The sequence below is a fragment of the Bordetella bronchialis genome, assembly GCF_001676705.1.
GTDB lineage: Bacteria > Pseudomonadota > Gammaproteobacteria > Burkholderiales > Burkholderiaceae_B > Bordetella_C > Bordetella_C bronchialis.
The window spans coordinates 214,912-236,051 of the sequence record NZ_CP016170.1; the positions used below are offsets into that span (position 1 = coordinate 214,912).

General features: G+C 67.9%; 22 protein-coding genes. 18 read left to right on the forward strand and 4 right to left on the reverse strand.

The genetic code is table 11. The features are described 5' to 3' along the window. Positions 1-22: 22 nt before the first annotated feature. Positions 23-1,048 carry an HTH-type transcriptional regulator GntR gene (gene gntR, locus BAU06_RS00970; RefSeq protein ID WP_066343103.1) on the reverse strand — a complete coding sequence of 342 codons (1,026 nt, stop codon included), beginning with the start codon at positions 1,046-1,048 and terminating at the stop codon, positions 23-25. A gap of 137 nt (positions 1,049-1,185) precedes the next feature. On the opposite strand from gntR, the gene BAU06_RS00975 reads away from it, so the two are divergent. The 4 genes from BAU06_RS00975 to BAU06_RS00990 all read left to right on the forward strand — a co-directional run bounded on the left by BAU06_RS00975 (position 1,186) and on the right by BAU06_RS00990 (position 6,023). Continuing rightward, on the forward strand, positions 1,186-1,728 hold the full coding sequence (locus BAU06_RS00975; RefSeq protein WP_066343105.1) for a TRAP transporter small permease: 543 nt from the start codon (positions 1,186-1,188) through the stop codon (positions 1,726-1,728). 13 nt (positions 1,729-1,741) lie between these two features. Continuing rightward, positions 1,742-3,025: a TRAP transporter large permease gene (locus tag BAU06_RS00980; RefSeq protein ID WP_066343107.1), complete on the forward strand. Its 1,284-nt coding sequence runs from the start codon at positions 1,742-1,744 to the stop codon at positions 3,023-3,025. A 91-nt stretch (positions 3,026-3,116) separates the two neighbouring features. Further along, positions 3,117-4,136, forward strand: coding sequence for a TRAP transporter substrate-binding protein (locus BAU06_RS00985; RefSeq protein WP_066343109.1), 1,020 nt, complete (start codon positions 3,117-3,119; stop codon positions 4,134-4,136). Between the two features lie 105 nt (positions 4,137-4,241). Next, positions 4,242-6,023, forward strand: a complete 1,782-nt coding sequence (locus BAU06_RS00990; RefSeq protein ID WP_066343113.1) for an IlvD/Edd family dehydratase — start codon at positions 4,242-4,244, stop codon at positions 6,021-6,023. Between the two features lie 105 nt (positions 6,024-6,128). Here BAU06_RS00990 and BAU06_RS00995 read toward each other — a convergent pair whose 3' ends face one another. Further along, a complete protein-coding gene (locus BAU06_RS00995; protein ID WP_156770118.1) occupies positions 6,129-6,959 on the reverse strand; it encodes an NUDIX hydrolase in 831 nt (276 codons plus the stop codon). A 379-nt stretch (positions 6,960-7,338) separates the two neighbouring features. Here BAU06_RS00995 and coxB point away from each other — a divergent pair, with 379 nt between their 5' ends. From coxB to BAU06_RS01015, 5 genes are all read left to right on the forward strand, one after another. Beyond that, positions 7,339-8,499, forward strand: coding sequence for a cytochrome c oxidase subunit II (coxB, locus tag BAU06_RS01000; RefSeq protein ID WP_066343118.1), 1,161 nt, complete (start codon positions 7,339-7,341; stop codon positions 8,497-8,499). A gap of 107 nt (positions 8,500-8,606) precedes the next feature. Then, a complete protein-coding gene (gene ctaD / locus BAU06_RS01005) occupies positions 8,607-10,220 on the forward strand; it encodes a cytochrome c oxidase subunit I (RefSeq protein ID WP_066343121.1) in 1,614 nt (537 codons plus the stop codon). Positions 10,221-10,253: 33 nt separating this feature from the next. Next, positions 10,254-10,376 carry a hypothetical protein gene (locus BAU06_RS27195; protein ID WP_257737157.1) on the forward strand — a complete coding sequence of 41 codons (123 nt, stop codon included), beginning with the start codon at positions 10,254-10,256 and terminating at the stop codon, positions 10,374-10,376. Positions 10,377-10,387: 11 nt separating this feature from the next. Then, the gene (locus BAU06_RS01010; protein WP_066343124.1) at positions 10,388-10,600 is read left to right on the forward strand and encodes a DUF2970 domain-containing protein; all 213 of its coding nucleotides are present in this window, start codon (positions 10,388-10,390) and stop codon (positions 10,598-10,600) included. A gap of 41 nt (positions 10,601-10,641) precedes the next feature. After that, the gene (locus BAU06_RS01015) at positions 10,642-11,517 is read left to right on the forward strand and encodes a cytochrome c oxidase subunit 3 (protein ID WP_066343129.1); all 876 of its coding nucleotides are present in this window, start codon (positions 10,642-10,644) and stop codon (positions 11,515-11,517) included. Positions 11,518-11,601: 84 nt separating this feature from the next. Here BAU06_RS01015 and BAU06_RS01020 read toward each other — a convergent pair whose 3' ends face one another. Next, positions 11,602-11,802: a twin transmembrane helix small protein gene (locus BAU06_RS01020; RefSeq protein WP_066343137.1), complete on the reverse strand. Its 201-nt coding sequence runs from the start codon at positions 11,800-11,802 to the stop codon at positions 11,602-11,604. Positions 11,803-11,838: 36 nt separating this feature from the next. Between BAU06_RS01020 and BAU06_RS01025 the strand changes: the two genes are divergently transcribed. The 5 genes from BAU06_RS01025 (at position 11,839) to BAU06_RS01045 (ending at position 16,020) form a co-directional block, all read left to right on the forward strand. Beyond that, positions 11,839-12,618, forward strand: a complete 780-nt coding sequence (locus BAU06_RS01025) for an SURF1 family protein (RefSeq protein ID WP_066343139.1) — start codon at positions 11,839-11,841, stop codon at positions 12,616-12,618. A gap of 177 nt (positions 12,619-12,795) precedes the next feature. Next, positions 12,796-13,341 carry an SCO family protein gene (locus tag BAU06_RS01030; RefSeq protein WP_415834905.1) on the forward strand — a complete coding sequence of 182 codons (546 nt, stop codon included), beginning with the start codon at positions 12,796-12,798 and terminating at the stop codon, positions 13,339-13,341. Positions 13,342-13,345: 4 nt separating this feature from the next. Continuing rightward, complete coding sequence (locus tag BAU06_RS01035; RefSeq protein ID WP_066343145.1) at positions 13,346-14,389, forward strand: COX15/CtaA family protein; 1,044 nt, start codon at positions 13,346-13,348, stop codon at positions 14,387-14,389. 114 nt (positions 14,390-14,503) lie between these two features. Next, positions 14,504-15,397, forward strand: coding sequence for a heme o synthase (cyoE, locus tag BAU06_RS01040; RefSeq protein WP_066343152.1), 894 nt, complete (start codon positions 14,504-14,506; stop codon positions 15,395-15,397). Between the two features lie 17 nt (positions 15,398-15,414). Then, positions 15,415-16,020 (forward strand): SCO family protein, encoded by a 606-nt coding sequence (locus BAU06_RS01045; RefSeq protein WP_066343154.1) that lies wholly within the window; start codon positions 15,415-15,417, stop codon positions 16,018-16,020. Positions 16,021-16,081: 61 nt separating this feature from the next. Here the strand turns inward: BAU06_RS01045 and BAU06_RS01050 are convergent, their stop codons facing one another. Continuing rightward, on the reverse strand, positions 16,082-16,324 hold the full coding sequence (locus BAU06_RS01050) for a DUF3717 domain-containing protein (protein ID WP_066343156.1): 243 nt from the start codon (positions 16,322-16,324) through the stop codon (positions 16,082-16,084). A 176-nt stretch (positions 16,325-16,500) separates the two neighbouring features. Here BAU06_RS01050 and BAU06_RS01055 point away from each other — a divergent pair, with 176 nt between their 5' ends. The 4 genes from BAU06_RS01055 (at position 16,501) to BAU06_RS01070 (ending at position 21,106) form a co-directional block, all read left to right on the forward strand. Continuing rightward, on the forward strand, positions 16,501-17,223 hold the full coding sequence (locus tag BAU06_RS01055; RefSeq protein WP_066343158.1) for a glycine zipper 2TM domain-containing protein: 723 nt from the start codon (positions 16,501-16,503) through the stop codon (positions 17,221-17,223). Positions 17,224-17,250: 27 nt separating this feature from the next. After that, positions 17,251-18,255, forward strand: a complete 1,005-nt coding sequence (locus BAU06_RS01060) for a PhaM family polyhydroxyalkanoate granule multifunctional regulatory protein (RefSeq protein WP_066343162.1) — start codon at positions 17,251-17,253, stop codon at positions 18,253-18,255. Positions 18,256-18,308: 53 nt separating this feature from the next. After that, a complete protein-coding gene (gene glmU / locus BAU06_RS01065; protein WP_066343164.1) occupies positions 18,309-19,679 on the forward strand; it encodes a bifunctional UDP-N-acetylglucosamine diphosphorylase/glucosamine-1-phosphate N-acetyltransferase GlmU in 1,371 nt (456 codons plus the stop codon). Positions 19,680-19,759: 80 nt separating this feature from the next. Continuing rightward, positions 19,760-21,106 (forward strand): MFS transporter, encoded by a 1,347-nt coding sequence (locus BAU06_RS01070; RefSeq protein WP_066357627.1) that lies wholly within the window; start codon positions 19,760-19,762, stop codon positions 21,104-21,106. Positions 21,107-21,140 lie beyond the last annotated feature (34 nt).

Below are 21,140 nucleotides of genomic sequence, written 5' to 3' on the forward strand. Positions count from 1 at the left end.
TCGTTGGCGCGTCGTCCCGCCGCTAGGTCGTCTCCCGCCTTACCAGCCGAAACCCCAGGTCCAGATGTCGCTGCGGATTAGGCCGGCCTTCCAGGGCGTTCATCAGCAGCGTGGCCGCGGAACGGCCGATTTCATAGCGCGGCGTGGCGATGGTGGAAAGCGGCGGGGTGGTCCATGCCGTGCCGTTCAGGTCGTGGAAGCCCACCAGGCCCATGCGCTGGGGCACGGGGATACCCAGGCGTCCGCACTGGAACACCGCGCCCTGCGCCAGGTCGTCGTTGCAGAAGAACAGCGCGTCGCATTCCGGATGGTCGCGCAGCATGGTTTCCAACAACTCCGCGCCCAGGCTCAACGAAGACTTCGCGGGCGTCATGATTTCCAGGGCGGGGTCATGGAGACCGGCGTCCCGCAGGGCTTGCCGGCAGCCTTCGCAGCGGCGTAGCGAACGCGGGTCTAGCTGGGCGCCAATGATGCCGATGTGGCGGTAGCCGCGCTCCACCAAGTGGCGGCCGGCCGCATAGCCGGAATCGAATTGCGAGAAACCCACGCTCAGGCCGCCCGGCTCGTCCAGCGTTTCGATGGTGTGGACCGTGGGAATCTTGCGCGCGTCCAGCAGCTTCCATACCCCCGGGCTGTGGTCGATACCGGTCAGGATCAGCCCGTCCGGCGAATGCTGCAGATAGGTGCGCAGCAGCGTTTCTTCCGCTTCGGCGGAGTAGCCCGTCAGCCCGATGTGCATGTGGTGGGCGTGCGCGTCCAGGACTTCCTTGATGCCCGCCAGGATATCGACGAAAACGATATTGCTCAGCGAGGGAATCAGCACCACCACCGTGCGCGATCGCGCCGAGGCCAGCGCGCTGGCGGCATGGTTCGGTACGTAGCCCAGTCGGTCGCAGGCGTCCTGGATGCGGGTCCGCAGCGCCGCCTGGACTTTCTCCGGCGTGCGCAAGGCGCGCGAGACCGTAATGGCGCTGACGCCCGCGAGACGCGCGACGTCGGCCATGGTGACGCCGTTGTGACTCGAGCTGCGGGACTTGCGGACCGTCATGGCTGGGCGTGGGAAAAAGTCCGTAGTCTGACCCAATCGACGCCTTGGGACAAACCCGGGCAGGGGTTGGCAAGCTAGACATGATAGCGCTAACATCGCGTTTCGCATCGATCGCAACCAAGAATCAGGAGACAACGATGCAAACGGTTTCCACGCCGGGAACCGGCCGCGGCGCCATGAGCCGCGCGCTGGACCTGGTGTTTCGCATCCAGCGCTGGCTCATGGTGGCCTGCCTGGTCGTCATGGTCGTACTGCTGTTCGGCAATGTGGCCCTGCGCTATCTGTTCAACTCGGGCATCAATGCCTCCGACGAACTGTCGCGCCTGGCCTTCGTCTGGCTGATCTTCATCGGTTCCGTGCTGGCGGTGCGCAATCACACCCACATGGGCGTCACCATGCTGGTGGAGCGCTTCGGCCCCGGCGCGCGGCGGGCCACCCACCTGTTCTGCCAGGTGCTGATCCTGGCGGTGCTATGCATGTGGATCAAGGGCAGCTGGGACCAGACGGCGATCGGCATGGGCACCAGGCTGCCTGTCACCGGCCTTCCTTCCGGCGTTTTCAACCTTGCCTGTCTGTACGCGGCGATCGTCATGGCCCTGCTGACGCTGGCCGACATCGTCCTGACGCTGGGCGGCGCCGAGCCGCCGCTGGATGCCAGCGCCGTCGATCCCTTGAGCTGATATCCGCCGCGCCATGATTCTTTCCGTCTTTCTTATTGTGTTGCTGGGCCTGCTCGCGCTGGGCATGCCGATCGCCTTCGCGCTGATGATCAGCGCCGTGCCGATGATGTTCCAGCTGGACTTCGTCGATCCGCAGATCATCGACCAGAACATGCTGGGCGGCGCCAACAGCTTCACGCTGATGGCCGTGCCGCTGTTCATGCTGGCGGGCGAGCTGATGAACGAGGGCGGGATCTCGCGCCGCATCGTCAATCTGGCCACGATGTTCGTCGGGCATATCCGCGGCGGCCTGGGCTACGTGGCGATTTTCGCCAGCGTGCTGCTGGCGGCCTTGTCCGGCTCGGCCGTGGCCGACGCCGCCGCGCTGGGCTCGCTGCTGATTCCCATGCTGCGCGAAAAAGGCTACGACGCCGGCGACTCGGCGGGCCTGATCGCCTCCGGCGGCATCATCGCGCCCATCATTCCGCCTTCGATATCGTTCATCATCTACGGCGTCGCCACCAATGTGTCGATCACCAAGCTGTTCTTCGCCGGGATCGCGCCGGGGCTGCTGATGGCCTTGACGCTGGTGGCGGTGTGGACCTGGACGGCGCGCCGCAGCGGCGCCCGCGTGGCGCCCACGCCGCGCCAGCCCTGGAGCGCGCGCCTGCGTGCCCTGCGCGAGTCGCTGTGGGCGCTGTTCCTGCCGGTGATCATCATCGGCGGCCTGCGCGGCGGCATCTTCACGCCCACCGAGGCCGCCGTGGTGGCCGCGGTCTACGCCCTGCTGATCAGCCTGTTCGTCTATCGCGAGATCCGCTTCAAGGACCTGGGGCCGCTTTTCGTGCGCGCCGCAAGCACCACCGCCATCGTCATGTTCCTGGTCGCGGCGGCCATGGTGTCGTCCTACATGATCACGCTGGCCGACATGCCGCAGGACCTGGTGGCCCTGCTGGAGCCGCTGCTCGATCATCCCAAGTGGCTGATGTTCGCCCTGCTGGTGGTGCTGACGCTGGTCGGCACGGCCATGGACCTGACGCCCACCATCCTGATCCTGGCGCCGGTGCTGATGCCCGTCGTCACCAAGGCCGGCATCGACCCGGTGTACTTCGGCGTGATGTTCGTCATGGTCGGCTGCGTCGGTCTGCTGACGCCGCCCGTGGGCACCGTGCTGAACGTCGTGGCCGGTGTCGCCCGCATCCGCATGGAAACCATCATCCGCGGCGCCTGGCGCTACGTCGTCGCCTACACCGTGCTGCTCGTGGTGATGGTGATTTTCCCCGAACTGATCACCGTGCCGGCGAAGTGGATCCATTGAGTCGCACCGATACCGGCAACCGGCCCGCGGCGCTGCGCGCGCAGCGCCGGCATCCGGAACCCAAGAAGCCATAAACCCGAGGAGACTGCACATGCTTACCACCATGAAGAAACTGGCCATCGCGCTGGCCGCCGTTTCGGCCTGCGCCGTGGCGGGCGCGGCCCACGCGCAGGAAGTCAAGACCCGTATCATCCGCTTCGGCTACGGTCTGAACGACGAAAGCGTGCAGGGCCGCGCCGCGCGCTACCTGGCCGAGGAACTGGGCAAGATCAGCGGCGGCAAGCTGAAGATGCGCACCTACGGCTCGGCCAACCTCGGCTCGGACGAGCAGATGCAGGCCGCCCTGGTCGGCGGCTCGCAGGAAATGATGGTGGGATCCACCGCGCCCCTGGCCACCATGGTCAAGGAGTTCGGCGTGTTCGACCTGCCTTTCCTGTTCAATGACGAGAAAGAGGCCGATGCCGTGCTGGACGGTCCCTTCGGCGAGAAGCTGCTGAAGATGCTGGAGGCCAAGGGCCTGGTCGGCCTGGTGTATTGGGAAAACGGCTTCCGCAACGTGACCAACTCCAAGCATCCCATCGCCAAGGCGGAGGACATGCAAGGCATCAAGCTGCGCGTCATGCAGAACCAGATCGCCCTGGGCGTATTCGGCGCGCTCGGCGCCAATGCCGTGCCCATGCCGTTCTCGGAACTGTTCACGGCCCTGGAAACGCGCACCGTCGACGGCCAGGAAAATCCCGTCACGACCATCCAGAGCAGCAAGTTCTACGAAGTGCAGCCCTATCTGAGCCTGACGCGCCACGTCTATACCCCGTGGGTGCTGCTGGCCTCCAAGAAGTGGTGGGACACGCTGTCGCCGGACGAGCAGAAACTGATCCGCCAGGCGGCCGCGTCGTCGCGCGACTTCGAGCGCAAGGACAGCCGCGCCGACTCCACCAAGGCGATGAACGTCCTGAAGGATGCCGGCATGAAGATCAACACCGTCTCGCCGGAGGAACTGCAGCGCCTGCGCCAGAAAGCCCAGCCGGTGGTGGACAAGTACACCCAGGACCTGGGACCCGATCTGGTCAAGCAATTGCAGGACGAGATCAACAAGGTGCGCAAGGGCTGACACCCGGCGCGCTCCACACCTTGCCGCCGGACGCATCCTTCCGTCCGGCGGCATGGGCGGGCCGCCCCGCGCTGCCGGCCCGGAAACACCGATACGAGAAGCACCATGTCCGACGCTCCACGCCGCCTGCGCAGCCAGAAATGGTTTGACGATCCTTCCCACGCCGACATGACGGCCATCTATGTCGAGCGTTATCTGAACTACGGCCTGACGCGCGCCGAATTGCAGTCCGGACGGCCCATCATCGGCATCGCGCAGACGGGCAGCGACCTGGCGCCGTGCAACCGGCACCATCTGGAATTGTCCCAGCGCACCAAGGCGGCGATCCGCGACGCCGGCGGCATCCCGATGGAGTTCCCCGTCCATCCGCTGGCCGAACAGGGCCGCCGCCCCACGGCGGCGCTGGACCGCAACCTGGCCTACCTGGGCCTGGTGGAAATCCTGCACGGCTACCCGCTGGACGGCGTGGTGCTGACCACCGGCTGCGACAAGACCACGCCTGCCTGCCTGATGGCCGCCGCCACGGTCGACATCCCCGCCATCGTGCTGTCCGGCGGCCCCATGCTGGACGGCTGGCACGAAGGCAAGCGCGTCGGCTCCGGCACGGTGATCTGGCATGCCCGCAACCTGATGGCGGCGGGCAAGATCGATTACGAAGGCTTCATGACGCTGGCGACCGCTTCGTCGCCGTCGGTGGGCCACTGCAACACCATGGGCACGGCCCTGTCGATGAATTCCCTGGCCGAGGCCCTGGGCATGTCGCTGCCCGGATGCGCCAGCATTCCGGCGCCCTATCGCGAACGCGGGCAGATGGCCTACGCCACCGGCCTGCGCATCGTCGAGATGGTGCGCGAAGACCTGCGGCCCTCCCGCATCCTGACGCGCCGGGCCTTCGAGAACGCCATTGTCGTGGCGTCGGCCCTGGGCGCTTCCAGCAATTGCCCGCCGCACCTGATCGCCATCGCGCGGCATATGGGCATCGAACTCACCCTGGATGACTGGCAGCGCTTCGGCGAGGACGTGCCGCTACTAGTCAATTGCGTGCCGGCGGGCGAATACCTGGGCGAGAATTTCCACCGCGCCGGCGGCGTCCCTGCGGTGCAGCACGAGCTGTTGGCGGCAGGTCGCCTGCATGGCGATTGCCTGACCGTGTCCGGCAGGACCGTGGCCGACATCGCGGGCAACGCGGCCACCACCGACCGCGACGTCATCCGCAGCTGCGACGCGCCGCTCAAGCAGCGCGCCGGCTTTATCGTCCTGTCGGGCAATTTCTTCGACAGCGCCATCATGAAGATGTCGGTCGTGGGCGATGACTTCCGCAAAGCCTATCTGTCCAAGCCGGGAGACGAGAACGCCTTCGAGGCGCGCGCCATTGTCTTCGACGGGCCCGAGGACTATCACGCCCGCATCGACGATCCCGACCTGGGCATCGACGAGCATTGCATACTGGTCATACGCGGCGCCGGCCCCATTGCCTATCCGGGCGGGGCGGAAGTGGTCAACATGGCGCCGCCCGCGCGCCTGATCCAGCAGGGCATCGATTCCCTGCCCTGCATGGGCGACGGCCGGCAGAGCGGGACTTCCGCCAGTCCGTCCATCCTGAACATGTCGCCGGAAGCCGCCGCCGGCGGGGGCCTGGCCCTGCTGCGCACCGGCGACCGCATACGCGTGGACTTGAACGCCCGCACGGTCACGCTGGCGGTCGATCCGGCGGAACTGGAAGCCCGCCGCGGCGAGCCGGCGTTCGAGATTCCGCCGCCGCAGACGCCGTGGCAGGAGATTTTCCGCGGCATGGTCGGGCAATTGTCGACCGGCATGTGCCTGGAACCCGCCACGCTGTATCTGAAGGTGGTGGAGCAGCGCGGCGACCCGCGGCATTCGCACTGAGACGCGGCCGGTACAGGCGCCGCCATGGGCCCGGCCCGTGGCGGCCCGGCATGGCGCGCAGGGGTCCCCGGTTGCCTCCGGCGCCGTGAGTGCTTGCAGTGCCGTTCAGCCGCCGGCGCCGTGCGTGGCGATATCGCTGATCACCACGATCGCGGCTTCCAGCGTGAATTCGCCGTTGGCGGCCATGGCGCGTGCGTGCCCCGGCGTCACGGTGGCGAACTCCATGACTTCGCCGTCGCGGTTGGCGGGCTGCACGCCGGCGTCCAGCACGCAGCGGCTGACCAGCAGGTCTTCCACCTGATAGCCCTCCGGCAGGCGGCGATGCATGCGCAGCACGGTACGCAGGGGCTCGCGCCCGCGCACATGTTCCGCCGACAGGCCGGCTTCTTCCTCGCATTCCCGGATCAGCGCCAGGTCCGGCGATTCGCCGCTGGCGACCAGGCCGCCCACCAGGGTGTCCCACATACCGGGATCGGTGGCCTTGTTCAGCGCGCGCCGCGCCACCCACAGCCGGCCGTCCGGCGTCCAGGCGTTCAGGTGCACGGCCCGGGTCAGGATGCCCAGCGGCCGCACGGCGGCGCGCTCCATGGCCCCCAGGCGCAGGCCGGTGGCGTCATGGACGTCCAGCAGTTCGTCGCGCCATCCCCGCAGGCAGTCAGCTTCCCGCAAGGTGCGGGCGACGCCGGCCAGCAGGGCGTCCAGGGCCGGGCCCGGACGCATGCCGTCGCCCAGCCGCAGCGCATCGGCCTGGATGTCGACGCCGGGCCGTCCGCGCAGCGCGTCGCAGGCCGCCAGGGTGGCCTGGCCGCAGCGGTGGCCGGCGATATAGAGCGCGCGGGACAAGGGGGGATCGGGCTCCTGGGCGCGCGCGCGCAAGGCGGCATACAAGTCGTCGGACGCGAGCGGCAAGGGCGGGATAAGCGACGTTTGCTCCATGCGCGGATTTTAGGGCTTATTCATGGGCTGGGGTCGATGGGCCGGACGCGCCGCGCGGCCGGCGGGCAGGGCGCTTGCGTGGGGCGGCGTGCGTCGCGATCCGCGTTTGCGCATGCGATATCGGCCTTGCGCCACGGCAGCGGCCGTTGCGCGGACGCGCCGGACGGGCCGTCCGCCTGGCGCTTTCCCACGGGGGCAGGCGGGCTCCGCTATAATCCGGCGGTTTCTTTGTGATTCGAGCAGAACCGATGCGGGTTGGCAGTGGTTTTATGCCCGTCTCGTAATCTGCCGTCCAATAATCGCGCGTCTCTCCGTGTAGGTACCGGCAGCACCCTGCCACATCGGCACGGCCCTGAACGCGTCATGATAGAGGGTCAGCATGAAGAAGTGGAGAGGGATACTGGGCGCGTGCGCATTGCTGGCAAGCGGCATTGCCTGTGCCCAGGTGAAGGATATGCCCGGCGGCCCCAGGGTCGACCAGCTAAACCTGCACGAAGGCGTTACCCAGATCGCGCGTGACGTGATGTGGCTGCACTGGATGATGCTCAGCATCTGTCTGGTGATCTTCATCGGCGTCTTCGGCGTGATGTTTTATTCGATCTGGGCCCACCGCAAGTCGCGCGGGCACCAGCCGGCCACGTTCCACGAGCATGTCGGCGTGGAAGTCGCGTGGACGGTCATTCCCTTCTTCATCGTTATCGCGATGGCCCTGCCCGCCACCAAGGCGGTGGTCGCCATGAAGGACACCTCCAGCCCGGACCTGACCGTCAAGGTCACCGGCTACCAGTGGAAGTGGGGCTACGAATACGTCGACGGCCCGGCCACCGGCGTCAAGTTCCTGTCCACGCTGGCCACCCCGCGCGCCCAGATCGAGGGCCGCGAGCCCAAGGGCGAGTTCTACCTGATGGAAGTCGACAACCCGCTGGTGGTGCCGGTGGACCAGAAGGTGCGCGTGGTGCTGACGGCCGGCGACGTGATCCACTCCTGGATGGTGCCGGACTTCGGCATCAAGCAGGACGCCATCCCCGGCTTCCTGCGCGACACCTGGTTCCGCGCCGAGAAGGTCGGCACCTATCGCGGCCAATGCGCGGAACTGTGCGGCAAGGATCACGCCTTCATGCCCATCGTGGTGGAAGTCAAATCCAAGGAAGACTTCGCCAAGTGGGCCGACGACCAGAAGAAAAAACTGGCCGCCGCCGCCGACGATCCCAACAAGCAATGGACCGAGGCCGAGCTCGTCGCGCGCGGCGAAAAAGTCTACGGCGCCAATTGCGTGGTCTGCCACCAGGCCAACGGCAAGGGCGTTCCGGGCTCCTTCCCCGCGCTGGACGGCGACAAGATCGTGCTGGGCCCCCAGGCCGAGCAGATCAAGACCGTCCTGCATGGACATCCCGGCACGGCCATGCCGGCCTTCAAGAACCAGCTCAACGACGTGGAAATCGCGGCGGTCATCACCTACACCCGCCACGCCTGGAGCAATGCGGGCAAGGGCCAGGATCCCACGGTCCAGCCCTCTACCGTCAAGGCGGCGCCGCACTAGCGCACGCGGTCCGGGCAGCCGCCCGGACCTGAACGCTTTCGTCAGATACCGAATACCTCAGCCCGGCCGTGGATCGGCCGGGCAACATGCAGGAAGGAGTTGAGACTATGAGCAGCGTCACTGTAGACCACGTCGAGCCGGGCCATGGGCACGGCCACGGTCACGATGACCACCACCACGCCACGCCGACCGGCTGGCGGCGCTGGCTGTTCGCCACCAACCACAAGGATATCGGGACGATGTATCTCATCTTCTCGTTCCTGATGTTGCTGGAAGGCGGCACGCTGGCCCTGCTGTTGCGTACGGAATTGTTCGAGCCGGGCCTGCAGTTCTTCCGTCCGGAGCTGTTCAACCAGTTCACCACCATGCACGGCCTGGTGATGGTGTTCGGCGCCATCATGCCGGCCTTCGTGGGCTTCGCGAACTGGATGATCCCGATGCAGATCGGCGCCTCGGACATGGCCTTCGCGCGGATGAACAACTTCAGCTTCTGGATCCTGCCCATGGCGGCGATCCTGCTGACGGCGTCCTTCTTCGTGCCGGGCGGCGCCACCGCGGCCGGCTGGACGCTGTACGCCCCGCTGTCCCTGCAGATGGGCCCAGGCATGGACCTGGCCATCTTCGCCATGCATATCATGGGCGCGTCGTCCATCATGGGCGCGATCAACGTGATCGTGACCATCCTGAACATGCGCGCGCCCGGCATGACGCTGATGAAGATGCCGCTGTTCTGCTGGACCTGGCTGATCACCGCCTTCCTGCTCATCGCCGTGATGCCCGTGCTGGCCGCCGCCATCACCATGGTGCTGACCGACCGCCATTTCGGCACGGATTTCTTCAACGCGGCCGCGGGCGGCGACCCGGTGCTCTACCAGCACGTGTTCTGGTTCTTCGGGCACCCGGAGGTCTACATCATGATCCTGCCGGCCTTCGGCATCGTGTCCGCCGTCGTGCCCGCCTTCGCCCGCAAGCCGCTGTTCGGCTACGCCTCCATGGTGTACGCCACGGCCGCCATCGCGGTGCTGTCCTTCATCGTGTGGGCGCACCACATGTTCACGACCGGCATGCCGGTGACGGGGCAGCTGTACTTCATGTACGCGACCATGCTGATCTCCATCCCCACGGGCGTGAAGGTGTTCAACTGGGTGGCCACGATGTGGCGCGGTTCGATGACCTTCGAAACGCCCATGCTGTTCGCCATCGGCTTCATCTTCGTGTTCACCATCGGCGGCTTCACCGGGCTGATCCTGTCGGTGGCCCCCATCGATATCCAGGTGCACGACACCTACTACGTGGTGGCGCACTTCCACTACGTGCTGGTGGCCGGCTCGCTGTTCGGCCTGTTCGCGGGCGCCTACTACTGGGTGCCGAAGTGGAGCGGCCGCATGTACAGCGAAAAGCTGGGCAAGCTGCACTTCTGGTCGTCCATGCTGTCGTTCAACCTGACCTTCTTCCCGATGCACTTCCTGGGCCTGGCTGGCATGCCGCGCCGCTATGCGGACTACGCCGCCCAGTTCACGACCTTCCACCAGATCGCCACCATCGGCGCGTTCTGGTTCGGCCTGTCCCAGCTGATCTTCCTGTATGCCATGGTGCGTTGCTACATGGGCAAGGGAGAACCGGCGCCGGCCAAGCCGTGGGATGGCGCAGAGGGCCTGGAATGGACCGTGCCTTCGCCGGCGCCCTTCCATACCTTCGAAACGCCGCCCGAGGTCAAGTAGGCCCCAGGGCAAACGATGCAGGCACAACCGGCCATGACCCCCGAACAACGCCGTCGCAACCGTATCGCCGCCGTGGTGCTGGTGATCTTCGTCCTGGCCGTTTTCGCCTGGGCGATGTTCAAGGGTGGCGGCCTGTTTACCGGCGGCGTGGCCTGAGGACACCGCACATGGCGCAGACCCCGGACTCCCAGCCGCCCAAATCCAGCTTCCTGCAGACGCTGAAGGCCGTGGGCTGGGGCATGCTGGGCATCCGCAAGCGCTCGGGCTACCAGGAAGATGCACGGCTGAATCCGGTGCACCTTATCGTGGCCGGCGTGCTGGCCGGCGTGATCTTCGTCGTGGTCCTGGTCAGCATCGTGCGCTGGGTCGTGGCGAAGTGAACTAAAACACTATTCGACGAATAAGTACCAGGGAGAAGACCATGAGTGCAGGACACTCGGTTCAAGCGAAAGAGGCGCCCTACTACTACGTGCCCGCCGACTCGGGCCATCCCGTGCGCAGCGCGGTTTCCTTGTTGATCATCGCGGCTGGCGCGGCCTGCTGGGTCAACAGCGTGCCGGTAGGCAAATGGCTGGTGCTGCTGGGCGTGCTCTGCCTGGTGGCCGTGCTGTTCCGCTGGTTCGCCGATGCCATCGGCGAATCGGAGCGGGGCATGAACAGCAAGCGGGTCGATGTCTCGTACCGCTGGGGCATGAGCTGGTTCATTTTTTCCGAGGTCATGTTCTTCGGCGGCTTCTTCGGGGCGCTGTGGTACGTGCGCACGATCACCACGCCCTGGCTGGGCGACCTGGACCACCGGCTGCTGCTGTGGCCGGACTTCAACGCCGTGTGGCCGAATTTCGGGCCGGCCGGCGTGGTGGAGCACTTTTCCACCGTCGGTCCGTTCTGGCTGCCCACCATCAACACCGCGCTGCTGTTGAGTTCGGGCGTCACGCTGACGATCTCGCACCACGCCCTGCGCGCCGACCATCGCGGCAAGGCCATCTTCTGGCTGGCGCTGACCGTGGTGCTGGGCGCCATATTCGTGGCTTGCCAGGCTTTCGAGTACCACCATGCGTACACCGAGCTGAACCTGAAATTCAGCTCCGGCGCCTATGGTTCGCTGTTCTTCATGCTGACGGGCTTCCACGGCTTCCACGTCATCATGGGGGCGACCATGCTGACCGTGATCCTGTTCCGCCTGATCCGCGGGCACTTCACGCCCAGCCATCATTTCGGCTTCGAAGGCGCGGCCTGGTACTGGCACTTCGTGGACGTCGTCTGGCTGGGCCTGTATCTGTTCGTCTACTGGTTCTGACGCCCATCGCCGGATCCGCCGCCCACCGCGGGCGCGGACCGGCACCCGCGCCGCGCGGCACAGGGGAACCCCGGCCCCGCGCGGCTATCTAAGCCCGGTGCTCTCGATCCAGCCGAAATGGTGCGCGAGCAGCACGAACAGGAACAGGGCGACGGACAGCCCGATGCGCACGGTCAAGGCGTTGACCGTCCTGTTGGTGGTGCCTTTGTCCTTCATCAGGTAGACCAGGGCCGAGCCCAGGCTGGCCAGGATGCCGACAAAGGCCAGGACAACGAAGAAGCGCATGGCGGCCTCCGGGTGTAAATCAGAATTATTGCAGACATGGCTCGTGCGCATCGCACTCTGATCGCGTTGGTGCTGCTGGGCATCATGGCGGTGCTGCTGGGATCCTTGGGGCGCTGGCAGCTGCGCCGCGCCGACGAGCGGCGCGCCATCCTGGCGGCCATCGAGGCAGGCCGCCGGCAACCGCCCCTGCTGCTGACGGCGGCGACCTCCAGCGACGATCTGCGTCCCTGGCGCCCGGTGTCGGTGCAGGGCAAGTGGCGGGAGGACCTGACCGTACGGCTGGACAACCGCAACCAGGACGGCCGTCCCGGTTACTGGATCGCCACGCCGCTGGTCCTGGAAGAAGGTTCGCGTACCGCCGTGCTCGTGCTGCGGGGATGGCTGCCTCGCACGCTGCCCGGCCAGCCCGCGGCGCCCGTGCCCGCCCTGGCGGACGGCATGCGCACCATCAGCGGAGAGCTCGTCCAGCGCGTGCCGCGGCTGTTCGAGCTATGGAATCCGGGCGGCCCGTCCAGCGATGCCTTGCCCGCCGCCTGGCCATCGCCGGGCGGGCCGCCGACGGTGCAGAATCTGGATCTGGACGTGTATGCCAGGGCGACCGGGCTGCACCTGCTTCCCACGGTGGTGGAGCAGCTGGGGCCGTCCGGCGACGGCCTGGTGCGCGAGTGGCCGCAGCCCTCCGTCGACTACAACCAGAACCTGGGCTATGCGATGCAATGGTTCAGCTTCGCCAGCATCGCCGCCATTGCGTTCGTCGTGGTGGCCGTGCGCGCGCTGCGTGGGGCCCGCGCCACGCGGCGCGGGCGTGGGCCCTAGCCCGGCGCCGCGTCGCGCATCGCCCCTTTCCGTATCACCCACGCAGGAATCCTTACCTTGGCCATACCCGCCCCGACCACCGCGCGCAGCGCCCCGCCTGCCGCACGGCGCCGCGCCAGGCACATCATCATCGCGATCTTCCTGATCACGCTCGCGCCGATATTGGGCGCGGTGATCATGTACATGAACCCCCAATGGTGGCCCGAGGAAGGCAGCAACTACGGCACGCTCGTGCAGCCGCAGCGCGACCTTCCCGGCCCCGCCGCCTTGCCGCTGGCCACGCTGGACGGGCAACCCTTCGACCTGGCCGGCCTCAAGGGAAAGTGGCTGCTGATGGCCGCCGACGGCGGCGCCTGCCCGGAATCCTGCGCCCGCAAGCTGTTCATCATCCGCAATACCCACGCCAGCCAGGGCAAGAACGTCGACCGGCTGGCCCGCGTGTGGTTCATCACCGACGACGCGCCGGTGCCGCAGAAGGTGCTGGATGCCTATCGTGGTACGGTCATGGTGCGGGCGCGGCCGGAGCAGCTGGCGCCCTTCCTGCTGGGCGCGCCGGCTCCCGCCGCCGGGCAGGGCGCGGCAAACGCCGCCGACGCGCTGGCCGGGCCGATGTGGATGGTCGATCCGCTGGGCCACCTGATGCTGCAGTTCCCCGCCGACGCCGATCCGGTGAAGGTGCGCAAGGATGTCAGCAAGCTCGTCTACAACTCCCGCATCGGCTAAGGCCATGGACCGCATCATCCTTCGCTATCGCAAACTGGTTTTCTTCACCTGGTTCCTGACGCTGGACCTGATCATGTTCGGCGCCTTCGTGCGCCTGACCGATTCCGGGCTGGGCTGCCCGGACTGGCCGGGCTGCTACGGCAGCGTGACGCCGCTGGGTTCGTTGCATGACATCCACGCGGCCAACAGCGCCATGCCCTTCGGGCCCGTGTCGCTGTCCAAGGCCTGGATCGAAATGATCCACCGCTATGCCGGCTCCATCCTGGGCATGCTGATCATCGCCATCGTCTACATGGCATGGCGCTATCGCGGCCGGCTGGGGCGGTCGCCGGCCCTGGCGACGGCGGCTTTGGTAATCGTCTGCGTGCAGGGCGCCTTCGGCGCCTGGACCGTCACCCACCAGCTGATGCCGGTGGTCGTGACGGCGCACTTGCTGTTCGGCATGCTGACCCTGGCCGTCATGACGTGGCTGGCGGCCCGCGAGCGGCCCTACCAGGCGCTGGGCCCGCAGGCCGCGCGCTGGCGCGGCTGGATGGTGGGGGGGACGGCCCTGCTGGTGGTGCAGATCGCGCTGGGTGGCTGGGTCAGCACCAACTATGCGGCCCTGGCCTGCATGGATTTCCCCACCTGCCAGGGGCAATGGGTGCCGCCCATGGACTTCGCCGGCGGCTATTCCATCATCCGGGCGCTGGGCGAACTGCCCTCCGGCGAGATGATTTCCCAGTACGCGCTGACGGCGATCCACTGGGTGCACCGCAATTTCGCCTTCCTGGTGTTCGTCTACCTGGGCATCTTGGGCTTTCGCTTGCGCACCGAGCCCGGGCTGCGGGGGCCGGCCAACCTGATGCTCGGGTTGCTGCTGGCCCAGCTGCTGACCGGCCTGACCACGATTTTCTTCGAATGGCCCCTGCTGATCGCCGTCCTGCACAACGGCGGCGCCGCCGGGCTGGTCCTGGCGACGGTGACGCTGCTGGTGCGGCTGTCCACCGCCGGACGCCCGGCGCTGCGCACGCTGGGCGCCGTCCGGCCCGAGGGCAGCCCCGCATGAGGCCGCCGCCCCGGCGTGCGCCGGGCAGGGACTGGCCGTCCGGTCCCCGCCATGGCCCCGGATCTCCCCGGCCGGCGGGCCCGGCCCGCGAGCCGGTTTAGAATAGCGCCTATCATGACCAGTTTCGCCGCCTCGGATTCCGGACTACTACGCCAGTATCTGGTGCTGACCAAGCCGCGTGTCACGCAGCTTGCCGTCTTCTGCGCCGTCATCGGAATGTTCCTGGCCGCGCCCGGCATGCCGGACCTCAAGCGCGTGGCGTTCGCCACGCTGGGCATCTGGCTGCTGGCGGCGGCCGCTTTCGCCATCAATTGCCTGATCGAACAGGAAGTGGACGCCCGCATGCTGCGCACCGCGCGGCGCCCCACGGCGCGCGGCACCATCATGCCGCAGCAGGTGATCGCCCTGTCCGGCCTGCTGGGCGGCGCCGGCATGCTGGTGCTGTACAACCTGGTGAATCCGCTGACGATGTGGCTGACCTTCGCCACCTTCGTGGGCTACGCCGTCATCTACACGGTGATCCTCAAGCCGCGCACGCCGCAGAACATCGTCATCGGCGGCCTGTCGGGCGCCATGCCGCCCGCGCTGGGCTGGGCCGCCATCGCCAACGCCACCCCGGCGCAGGCCTGGGTGCTGGTGCTCATCATCTTCATCTGGACGCCGCCGCATTTCTGGGCGCTGGCGCTCTATCGCACGAACGACTACGTCAAGGCCGGCCTGCCCATGCTGCCCGTCACGCACGGCCAGAAGTTCACGCGCCTGCATATCCTGCTTTACAGCGTCGCGCTGCTGGCGACGACCCTGCTCCCCTACGCCATCCGCATGAGCGGGGTCATCTACCTGGCTTGCGCGCTGGTGTTGGGGGCGGTGTTCGTCGGCTATGCCTGGCGGCTGTACCGAGCCTATTCCGATGCCCTGGCGCGCAAGCTGTTCCGCTATTCCATCGTGTACCTGGCGCTGCTGTTCGGCGCCTTGCTGATCGACCACTGGGCCCAGCTGCTGGCCTGACCGCCGCGAGACCTTCCATGCCCGTTACCGTTGTCCCGCGCCGCGCCCTGTTGCGCGCCTTCGCCGCCGCGCCCATCGCCGCCCTGCTGGCGGCCTGCGGCCAGGATACGCCGTCCTTCAAGGGCAGCGACATTACCGGCACCCATCTGGGCAAGGACCTGTCCATGGTCGACCAGGACGGCCGGCCGCGCACGCTGGCCGACTATGCCGGCAAGGTGCTGGTGGTGTTCTTCGGCTATACGCAGTGCCCCGACGTGTGCCCGACATCCCTGGCGGAACTGGCGCAGGTCATGGAAGCCCTGGGCAGCGACGCCGCGCGCGTGCAAGTGGTCATGATCACCGTGGACCCGGAGCGCGACACGCCGGAAGTGCTGAAGCAATACGTGCAGACCTTCAATCCCGCCTTCGCCGGGCTGACCGGCACGCCCGAACAGGTCAAGCAGGCGGCCACGTCCTTCAAGGTGTATTACGCCAAGGTGCCGGCCAAGAACGGCAAGGACTACAGCATGGATCACAGCGCCGCCTTCTACCTGCTGGACACCAAGGGCGAAGCGCGGGTGCTGGCGGGCAACGGCTCGGACGTGGCTTCGCTGACGCACGATATCAAGGCCCTGCTGGCCTGATTTCCCGTCGATTCGTGCCTGGGTGCGGGGCTCTTGTGAGGCTTCCCGCGCCCGTCCGTGTTCAGCCGCCCGTGGACTTCCCCGCATTCATGGCGGCTTGCCATTCGGCCAGGGCTTCCCGCGCCGGTTCATCGAGTTCGGCCACGGCGACATCCCGGCGACCGCTCAGGATCATCAAGGCATAGGGCGTGGCCAGCGCCGAGGCCTGCGCGCACAGGCGGGCTTCCTCGCCTATGGCGGGAAAGCGGTTGCGCCAGAAATTGATCGCGTCTTCGAGCCGGGTGATCGGAATGACGGTGTCCATCGGGCCATTGTCCCAGAACCGCGCCTGGTGGCGCGCGGCAATGCGGAGGAGGCCTTCAACGGTAGCGGGGAAAGCCGCGCGCGGCTTGCAAAACTTTCAAACGGTCACTTTGGCAATACGCTGAAAATAGGACCGGGTGCTATACATCGGGCCGTCTTTTTCCAAAGGAGACCCTCATGAATGCTCCAGCGCCCTTGCACGGCCCCGTCGGGCGCCGCGGCCTGCATCCCCTGGTCGCCGCCGCGTCCGTCTGCGTGATCGCGTTGTGCGCCGTTGCCATCGCCGCCATCATGGGCTGGCTGCCCACGCCGAACGCGCAACAGGAAGGCGCGCACGCCCAGGCCGCCAGCGCGGCCGGCCCGGAGGACGCCAACCTGGCGCCGCTGCCCGCCACGCAGCCCCAGGCCGGCGCCGCCGCCACGCCCCAGGCCGCCGCCGCGCCATCCGCGGCCGGCACGCCGCCGCGCGTCGCGCAGGCGCCGGCCCAGACGACCGCGCCCCGCCCGCAGAACCCGGCGCCCGCGCCCCAGCAGTCCGCCGCCGCGGCGTGTCCGCAATGCGGCGTGGTGGTGTCGGTCAATACCGTGCAAGTGCCGGTGCAGAACCAGAGCGAACCCATCGTCGGCACCGTCGCCGGCGGGGTGGTGGGCGGCGTGGTCGGCAACCAGTTCGGCGGGGGGCACGGCAAGACCGCGCTGACCGTGCTGGGCGCGGTCGGCGGCGCTTTGGCAGGCCGTGAAATCGAGCGTAATATCAAGCAGCAACAGACCGTGACACGCTATCAACTGGTGGCGCGCACCAACGACGGCCGCACGCATACCTTCCACAGCGCGACGCCTTTCCAATACGCGCCCGGACAGGCCATCCGTGTCGAAAACAATCAGCTGCTGCCGGGTTGAGCCGCGCAGCGGGGGCAAGAGGACGAAATGACGAACCAAAACACCAACCCTTTCGTTCTGCCCGGCATGGGCCAGGGCTCCGCCGATACGGCGGGCAATCCGCTGCTGGCCAGCATGGAGATGATGCGCCAGGCCTGGGCGGGCCTGACCGGCCCCGGCGGCCTGGCGCAGGTCATGCCCATGACGCCCCCCATGAACCTGCAGGACCTGGAACAGCGCATCGCCGAATTGCGCGCGGTGGAAAGCTGGCTGCGCCTGAACCTGTCCATGCTGAGCAGCACCATCCAGGGCCTGGAGGTCCAGCGCTCCACCATCGCCACCCTGCGGTCCTTCGTGGACAACATGGGGGCGCAGGCGCAGGATGCCGGCAACTGGGGCGGGGCCTCGCCGCTGGAGATCGTGCTGGGCCTGAAGCCGGCGCCAGGACAGTCCGCCGCGAAGCCGCCGGCGGGACGCGAGGGCCGGACCGATACGGAAGCGCGTGCGCCGGATGCCGGTGCGCGCGGCGGCGCCCAGGCCGGTTCGCAAGCGGATACCGGTAGCCCGGGCGCGGCAGCGCCGGGCGTGGCGGGTGGCGGGCGTGCGGCCGGCACCGCCAGCGCTTCATCCGCTTCGTCGGGCGGCACGCCGCGTCCGGACGCGGACACGTCGTCGGGCGCCGCGGCTTCCTCCGCCGGCTCGGCGCAGGCCATCAGCCAGGCGGCGCAGTCGGCCTCCGAAGCCTGGTGGGGCATGCTGCAGCAGCAGTTCAACCAATTGGCCGCGGCAACCGCCGCCACCATGCCCGGCATGACGGGCGGCGCGCCGGATCGGGGATCGGCGCCCAAGCCGGGCGCGGCCGCGCCGGGCCAAGGCGGCACCGCGGCGGGGACCGCGCCTTCCGGCAAATCGACGCCCGCGGCATCCGCGGCCGGCGCCCCCGCGGGGGCCAGGCGCGGCGCCGCGCGCAAGACCAGCGCGACCGGCACCGCCAAGCCCCGCAAGGCGGCCGCCAGGAAAAACAAAATACAATCGGACCCTGACCAGTCCTGATTCCCTTCTAGCCATGCGCCGCCCACGAGGCGGCGCATTCTTGTAGAGATTCCATGCTCAACGTCGTCATTCTCGCTGCCGGTCTCGGCAAGCGCATGCAATCCGATTTGCCCAAGGTACTGCACACGCTTGCCGGCCGGCCCATGCTGGAACACGTGCTGGACAGCGCGCGGGCACTGGAGCCCGACCGCATCGTGGTGGTGGTGGGCCATGGCGCCGACCGCGTCCGGGCCGCCTTCGAGCACCGGTCCGATGTGTCCTTCGCGCTGCAGCAGCCGCAGCAGGGAACCGGGCACGCCGTGGCGCAAGCCGTCCCCCTGTTGCGCGAAGGCGGAAACGACGATGTCACGCTGGTCCTGTACGGCGACGTGCCGCTGGTGCAGCCCGATACGCTGCGGCGCCTGCTGGAGGCGCGCGGCAAGGGCATGGCGGTGCTGACGGAAACCCTGGCCGATCCCACGGGCTATGGCCGCATCGTCCGTGACGGGCAAGGCGCCATCCGCCGCATCGTCGAGCACAAGGACGCAAGCGAGGCCGAGCGCGCCATCGCCGAAGTGAACACCGGCATCCTGGCCGCGCCCACCGCGCGCCTGAAGGACTGGCTGTCCCACATCGATAACCGCAACGCGCAGGGCGAGTACTACCTGACCGACGTCGTCGGGCTGGCCGTCAAGGACGACGTCCCCGTCGGCAGCGCGCAGCCGGCGGCCGCCTGGGAAACCCTGGGCGTCAATAGCCGCGTGCAGCAGGCGGAACTCGAACGCACCTGGCAGCGCGAACAGGCGCGCCGCCTGCTGGAGGCGGGCGCCACCATCGCGGACCCGGCCCGCTTCGACCTGCGCGGCACGCTGCGCGTCGGGCGCGACGTCTTCATCGACGTGGGCTGCGTCTTCGAGGGCCAGGTCGAACTGGCCGACGGCGCGCGTGTCGGCCCGCATTGCGTGCTGCGCGACGTGCGTGTCGGCGCCGGTGTCGTCGTAGAGGCCTTCAGCCATTTGCATGGCGCGACGATAGGCGCGGACGCGCGCATCGGTCCCTACGCCCGGCTGCGTCCGGGCACGGCGCTGGCGGACGGCGCCCATATCGGCAACTTCGTCGAGGTCAAGAACAGCAATGTCGGGCCGGGCAGCAAGGCCAACCACCTTGCCTACATCGGCGATGCCGACGTCGGCGCGCGCGTCAACGTGGGCGCCGGCACCATCACCTGCAACTACGACGGCGTCAACAAGCACCGCACCACGATCGAGGACGACGCTTTCATCGGCTCGGATACCCAGCTGGTGGCGCCGGTGCGCGTGGGCCGGGGCGCCACGCTGGGCGCAGGTACGACGCTGACGCGCGATGCGCCGGCCGGCAAGTTGACGGTGTCGCGCGCGCGGCAAACCACTGTGGAGAACTGGCAACGCCCGGTCAAGAAATCGTGAAGGATCAAAGCAGCCGCCCCGCGAACGAACAATCCGGCCCCTCGCAGGGCCCGGAGGCGCCCAAGCCCGTTTTCGAGGGGCTGCCCACGCCGCGCCGCTATTGGGCCGCCGGCGTGGTCATGCTGGGCATGACGCTGGCCGTGCTGGACGCCACCATCGCCAACGTCGCCCTGCCCACTATTTCGCTGGACCTGAATATCGATCCCGCCAGCGCGGTATGGATCGTCAACGCGTACAGCGTGTCCGTGGTGGTCATGCTGCTGCCTTTGTCCGCGCTGGCCGAACGGGTGGGTTTCCGCCGCATGTTCGGCCTGGGCCTGGGCTTGTTTACGCTGGCCTCGCTGGGTTGCGCGATGGCCAGTTCGCTTACGACGCTGATCCTGGCGCGCATGTTCCAGGGCGTGGGCGCCGCGTCGCTGATGTGCATGTTCGGCGGCCTGGTGCGCAATATCTACCCCCTGGCCAAGCTGGGCCGGGGCATCAGCCTGAACGCCACGCTGGTGGCGGTGATGTCCGTGCTGGGGCCCACGCTGGGCTCGGTCATCCTGTCCATCGCGGACTGGCCGTGGATATTCGCGGTCAACGTGCCGATCGGGATTTTCGCGCTGTTCCTGGTGCGTTTCCTGCCCGACCCGCCGCGCAATACCACGCCCTTCGACGTGGTCAGCGCCGTGCTGTGCATGGTGGTGCTGGGCGTGTTCATCACCGGCGTCGATAACATGCACCAGGACCCGATCCGCGGGCTGGGCATGGTGGCGATTTCCATCCTGGCGGGCATCCTGCTGGTGCGGCGGGCCAGCCGCCAGACCGCGCCGCTGGTCCCGGTGGACCTGCTGCGCATCCAGCCTATCGCCTACGCCGTGGCGGCCTCGGGGTGCACCTTCGCCGCGCAGATGAGCGCCTACGTGTCGCTGCCTTTCTATTTCCAGTCCGTGCTCGGCCGCCCGCATCTGCAGGTAGGCATGCTGCTGGCCGCGTGGCCGGTGGGCACCGCCCTGGTCGCGCCGCTGGCGGGCCGCTTGTCCGACCGCTATTCCGCGGCCTCGCTCAGCGGCGTGGGCGCGGCCTGCATGACCTTCGGCCTGGTCTGGCTGGCCGTGCTGCCGCACAGCGCGTCCAACCCGTGGATCATCGCCGGCATGTTCATCTGCGGCGTGGGCTTCGGGATTTTCCAGACGCCGAACAACCGCTCGATGATCTCTTCGGCCCCGCGCAACCGCAGCGGCGCCATCGGCGGCGTCCAGGCCACCACGCGCGTCTTCGGCCAGAGCTTCGGCACCGCCCTGGTGGCCACGGCTTTCGGCCTGGCGCCGACGCGCGGACCGCTGGTGGCCCTTATCCTGGGCGCGGTGTGCGCGGGCATGGCCGTACTGGTCAATACCGTGCGGTTTTCAAAAGTACCGGGCGGCGCGCCGCGCAAGGGCTAGCGCGCCGGCCGGGCTGCCTCCACGCCTTGTGGCA

Excerpts from the sequence above, each read along its gene's own strand:
- gntR (WP_066343103.1), bottom strand. The coding sequence starts at position 1,048 with ATGACGGTCCGCAAGTCCCGCAGCTCGAGTCACAACGGCGTCACCATG.
- BAU06_RS00975 (WP_066343105.1), top strand. The coding sequence starts at position 1,186 with ATGCAAACGGTTTCCACGCCGGGAACCGGCCGCGGCGCCATGAGCCGC.
- BAU06_RS00980 (WP_066343107.1), top strand. The coding sequence starts at position 1,742 with ATGATTCTTTCCGTCTTTCTTATTGTGTTGCTGGGCCTGCTCGCGCTG.
- BAU06_RS00985 (WP_066343109.1), top strand. The coding sequence starts at position 3,117 with ATGCTTACCACCATGAAGAAACTGGCCATCGCGCTGGCCGCCGTTTCG.
- BAU06_RS00990 (WP_066343113.1), top strand. The coding sequence starts at position 4,242 with ATGTCCGACGCTCCACGCCGCCTGCGCAGCCAGAAATGGTTTGACGAT.
- BAU06_RS00995 (WP_156770118.1), bottom strand. The coding sequence starts at position 6,959 with ATGGAGCAAACGTCGCTTATCCCGCCCTTGCCGCTCGCGTCCGACGAC.
- coxB (WP_066343118.1), top strand. The coding sequence starts at position 7,339 with ATGAAGAAGTGGAGAGGGATACTGGGCGCGTGCGCATTGCTGGCAAGC.
- ctaD (WP_066343121.1), top strand. The coding sequence starts at position 8,607 with ATGAGCAGCGTCACTGTAGACCACGTCGAGCCGGGCCATGGGCACGGC.
- BAU06_RS27195 (WP_257737157.1), top strand. The coding sequence starts at position 10,254 with ATGACCCCCGAACAACGCCGTCGCAACCGTATCGCCGCCGTGGTGCTG.
- BAU06_RS01010 (WP_066343124.1), top strand. The coding sequence starts at position 10,388 with ATGGCGCAGACCCCGGACTCCCAGCCGCCCAAATCCAGCTTCCTGCAG.
- BAU06_RS01015 (WP_066343129.1), top strand. The coding sequence starts at position 10,642 with ATGAGTGCAGGACACTCGGTTCAAGCGAAAGAGGCGCCCTACTACTAC.
- BAU06_RS01020 (WP_066343137.1), bottom strand. The coding sequence starts at position 11,802 with ATGCGCTTCTTCGTTGTCCTGGCCTTTGTCGGCATCCTGGCCAGCCTG.
- BAU06_RS01025 (WP_066343139.1), top strand. The coding sequence starts at position 11,839 with ATGGCTCGTGCGCATCGCACTCTGATCGCGTTGGTGCTGCTGGGCATC.
- BAU06_RS01030 (WP_415834905.1), top strand. The coding sequence starts at position 12,796 with ATGTACATGAACCCCCAATGGTGGCCCGAGGAAGGCAGCAACTACGGC.
- BAU06_RS01035 (WP_066343145.1), top strand. The coding sequence starts at position 13,346 with ATGGACCGCATCATCCTTCGCTATCGCAAACTGGTTTTCTTCACCTGG.
- cyoE (WP_066343152.1), top strand. The coding sequence starts at position 14,504 with ATGACCAGTTTCGCCGCCTCGGATTCCGGACTACTACGCCAGTATCTG.
- BAU06_RS01045 (WP_066343154.1), top strand. The coding sequence starts at position 15,415 with ATGCCCGTTACCGTTGTCCCGCGCCGCGCCCTGTTGCGCGCCTTCGCC.
- BAU06_RS01050 (WP_066343156.1), bottom strand. The coding sequence starts at position 16,324 with ATGGACACCGTCATTCCGATCACCCGGCTCGAAGACGCGATCAATTTC.
- BAU06_RS01055 (WP_066343158.1), top strand. The coding sequence starts at position 16,501 with ATGAATGCTCCAGCGCCCTTGCACGGCCCCGTCGGGCGCCGCGGCCTG.
- BAU06_RS01060 (WP_066343162.1), top strand. The coding sequence starts at position 17,251 with ATGACGAACCAAAACACCAACCCTTTCGTTCTGCCCGGCATGGGCCAG.
- glmU (WP_066343164.1), top strand. The coding sequence starts at position 18,309 with ATGCTCAACGTCGTCATTCTCGCTGCCGGTCTCGGCAAGCGCATGCAA.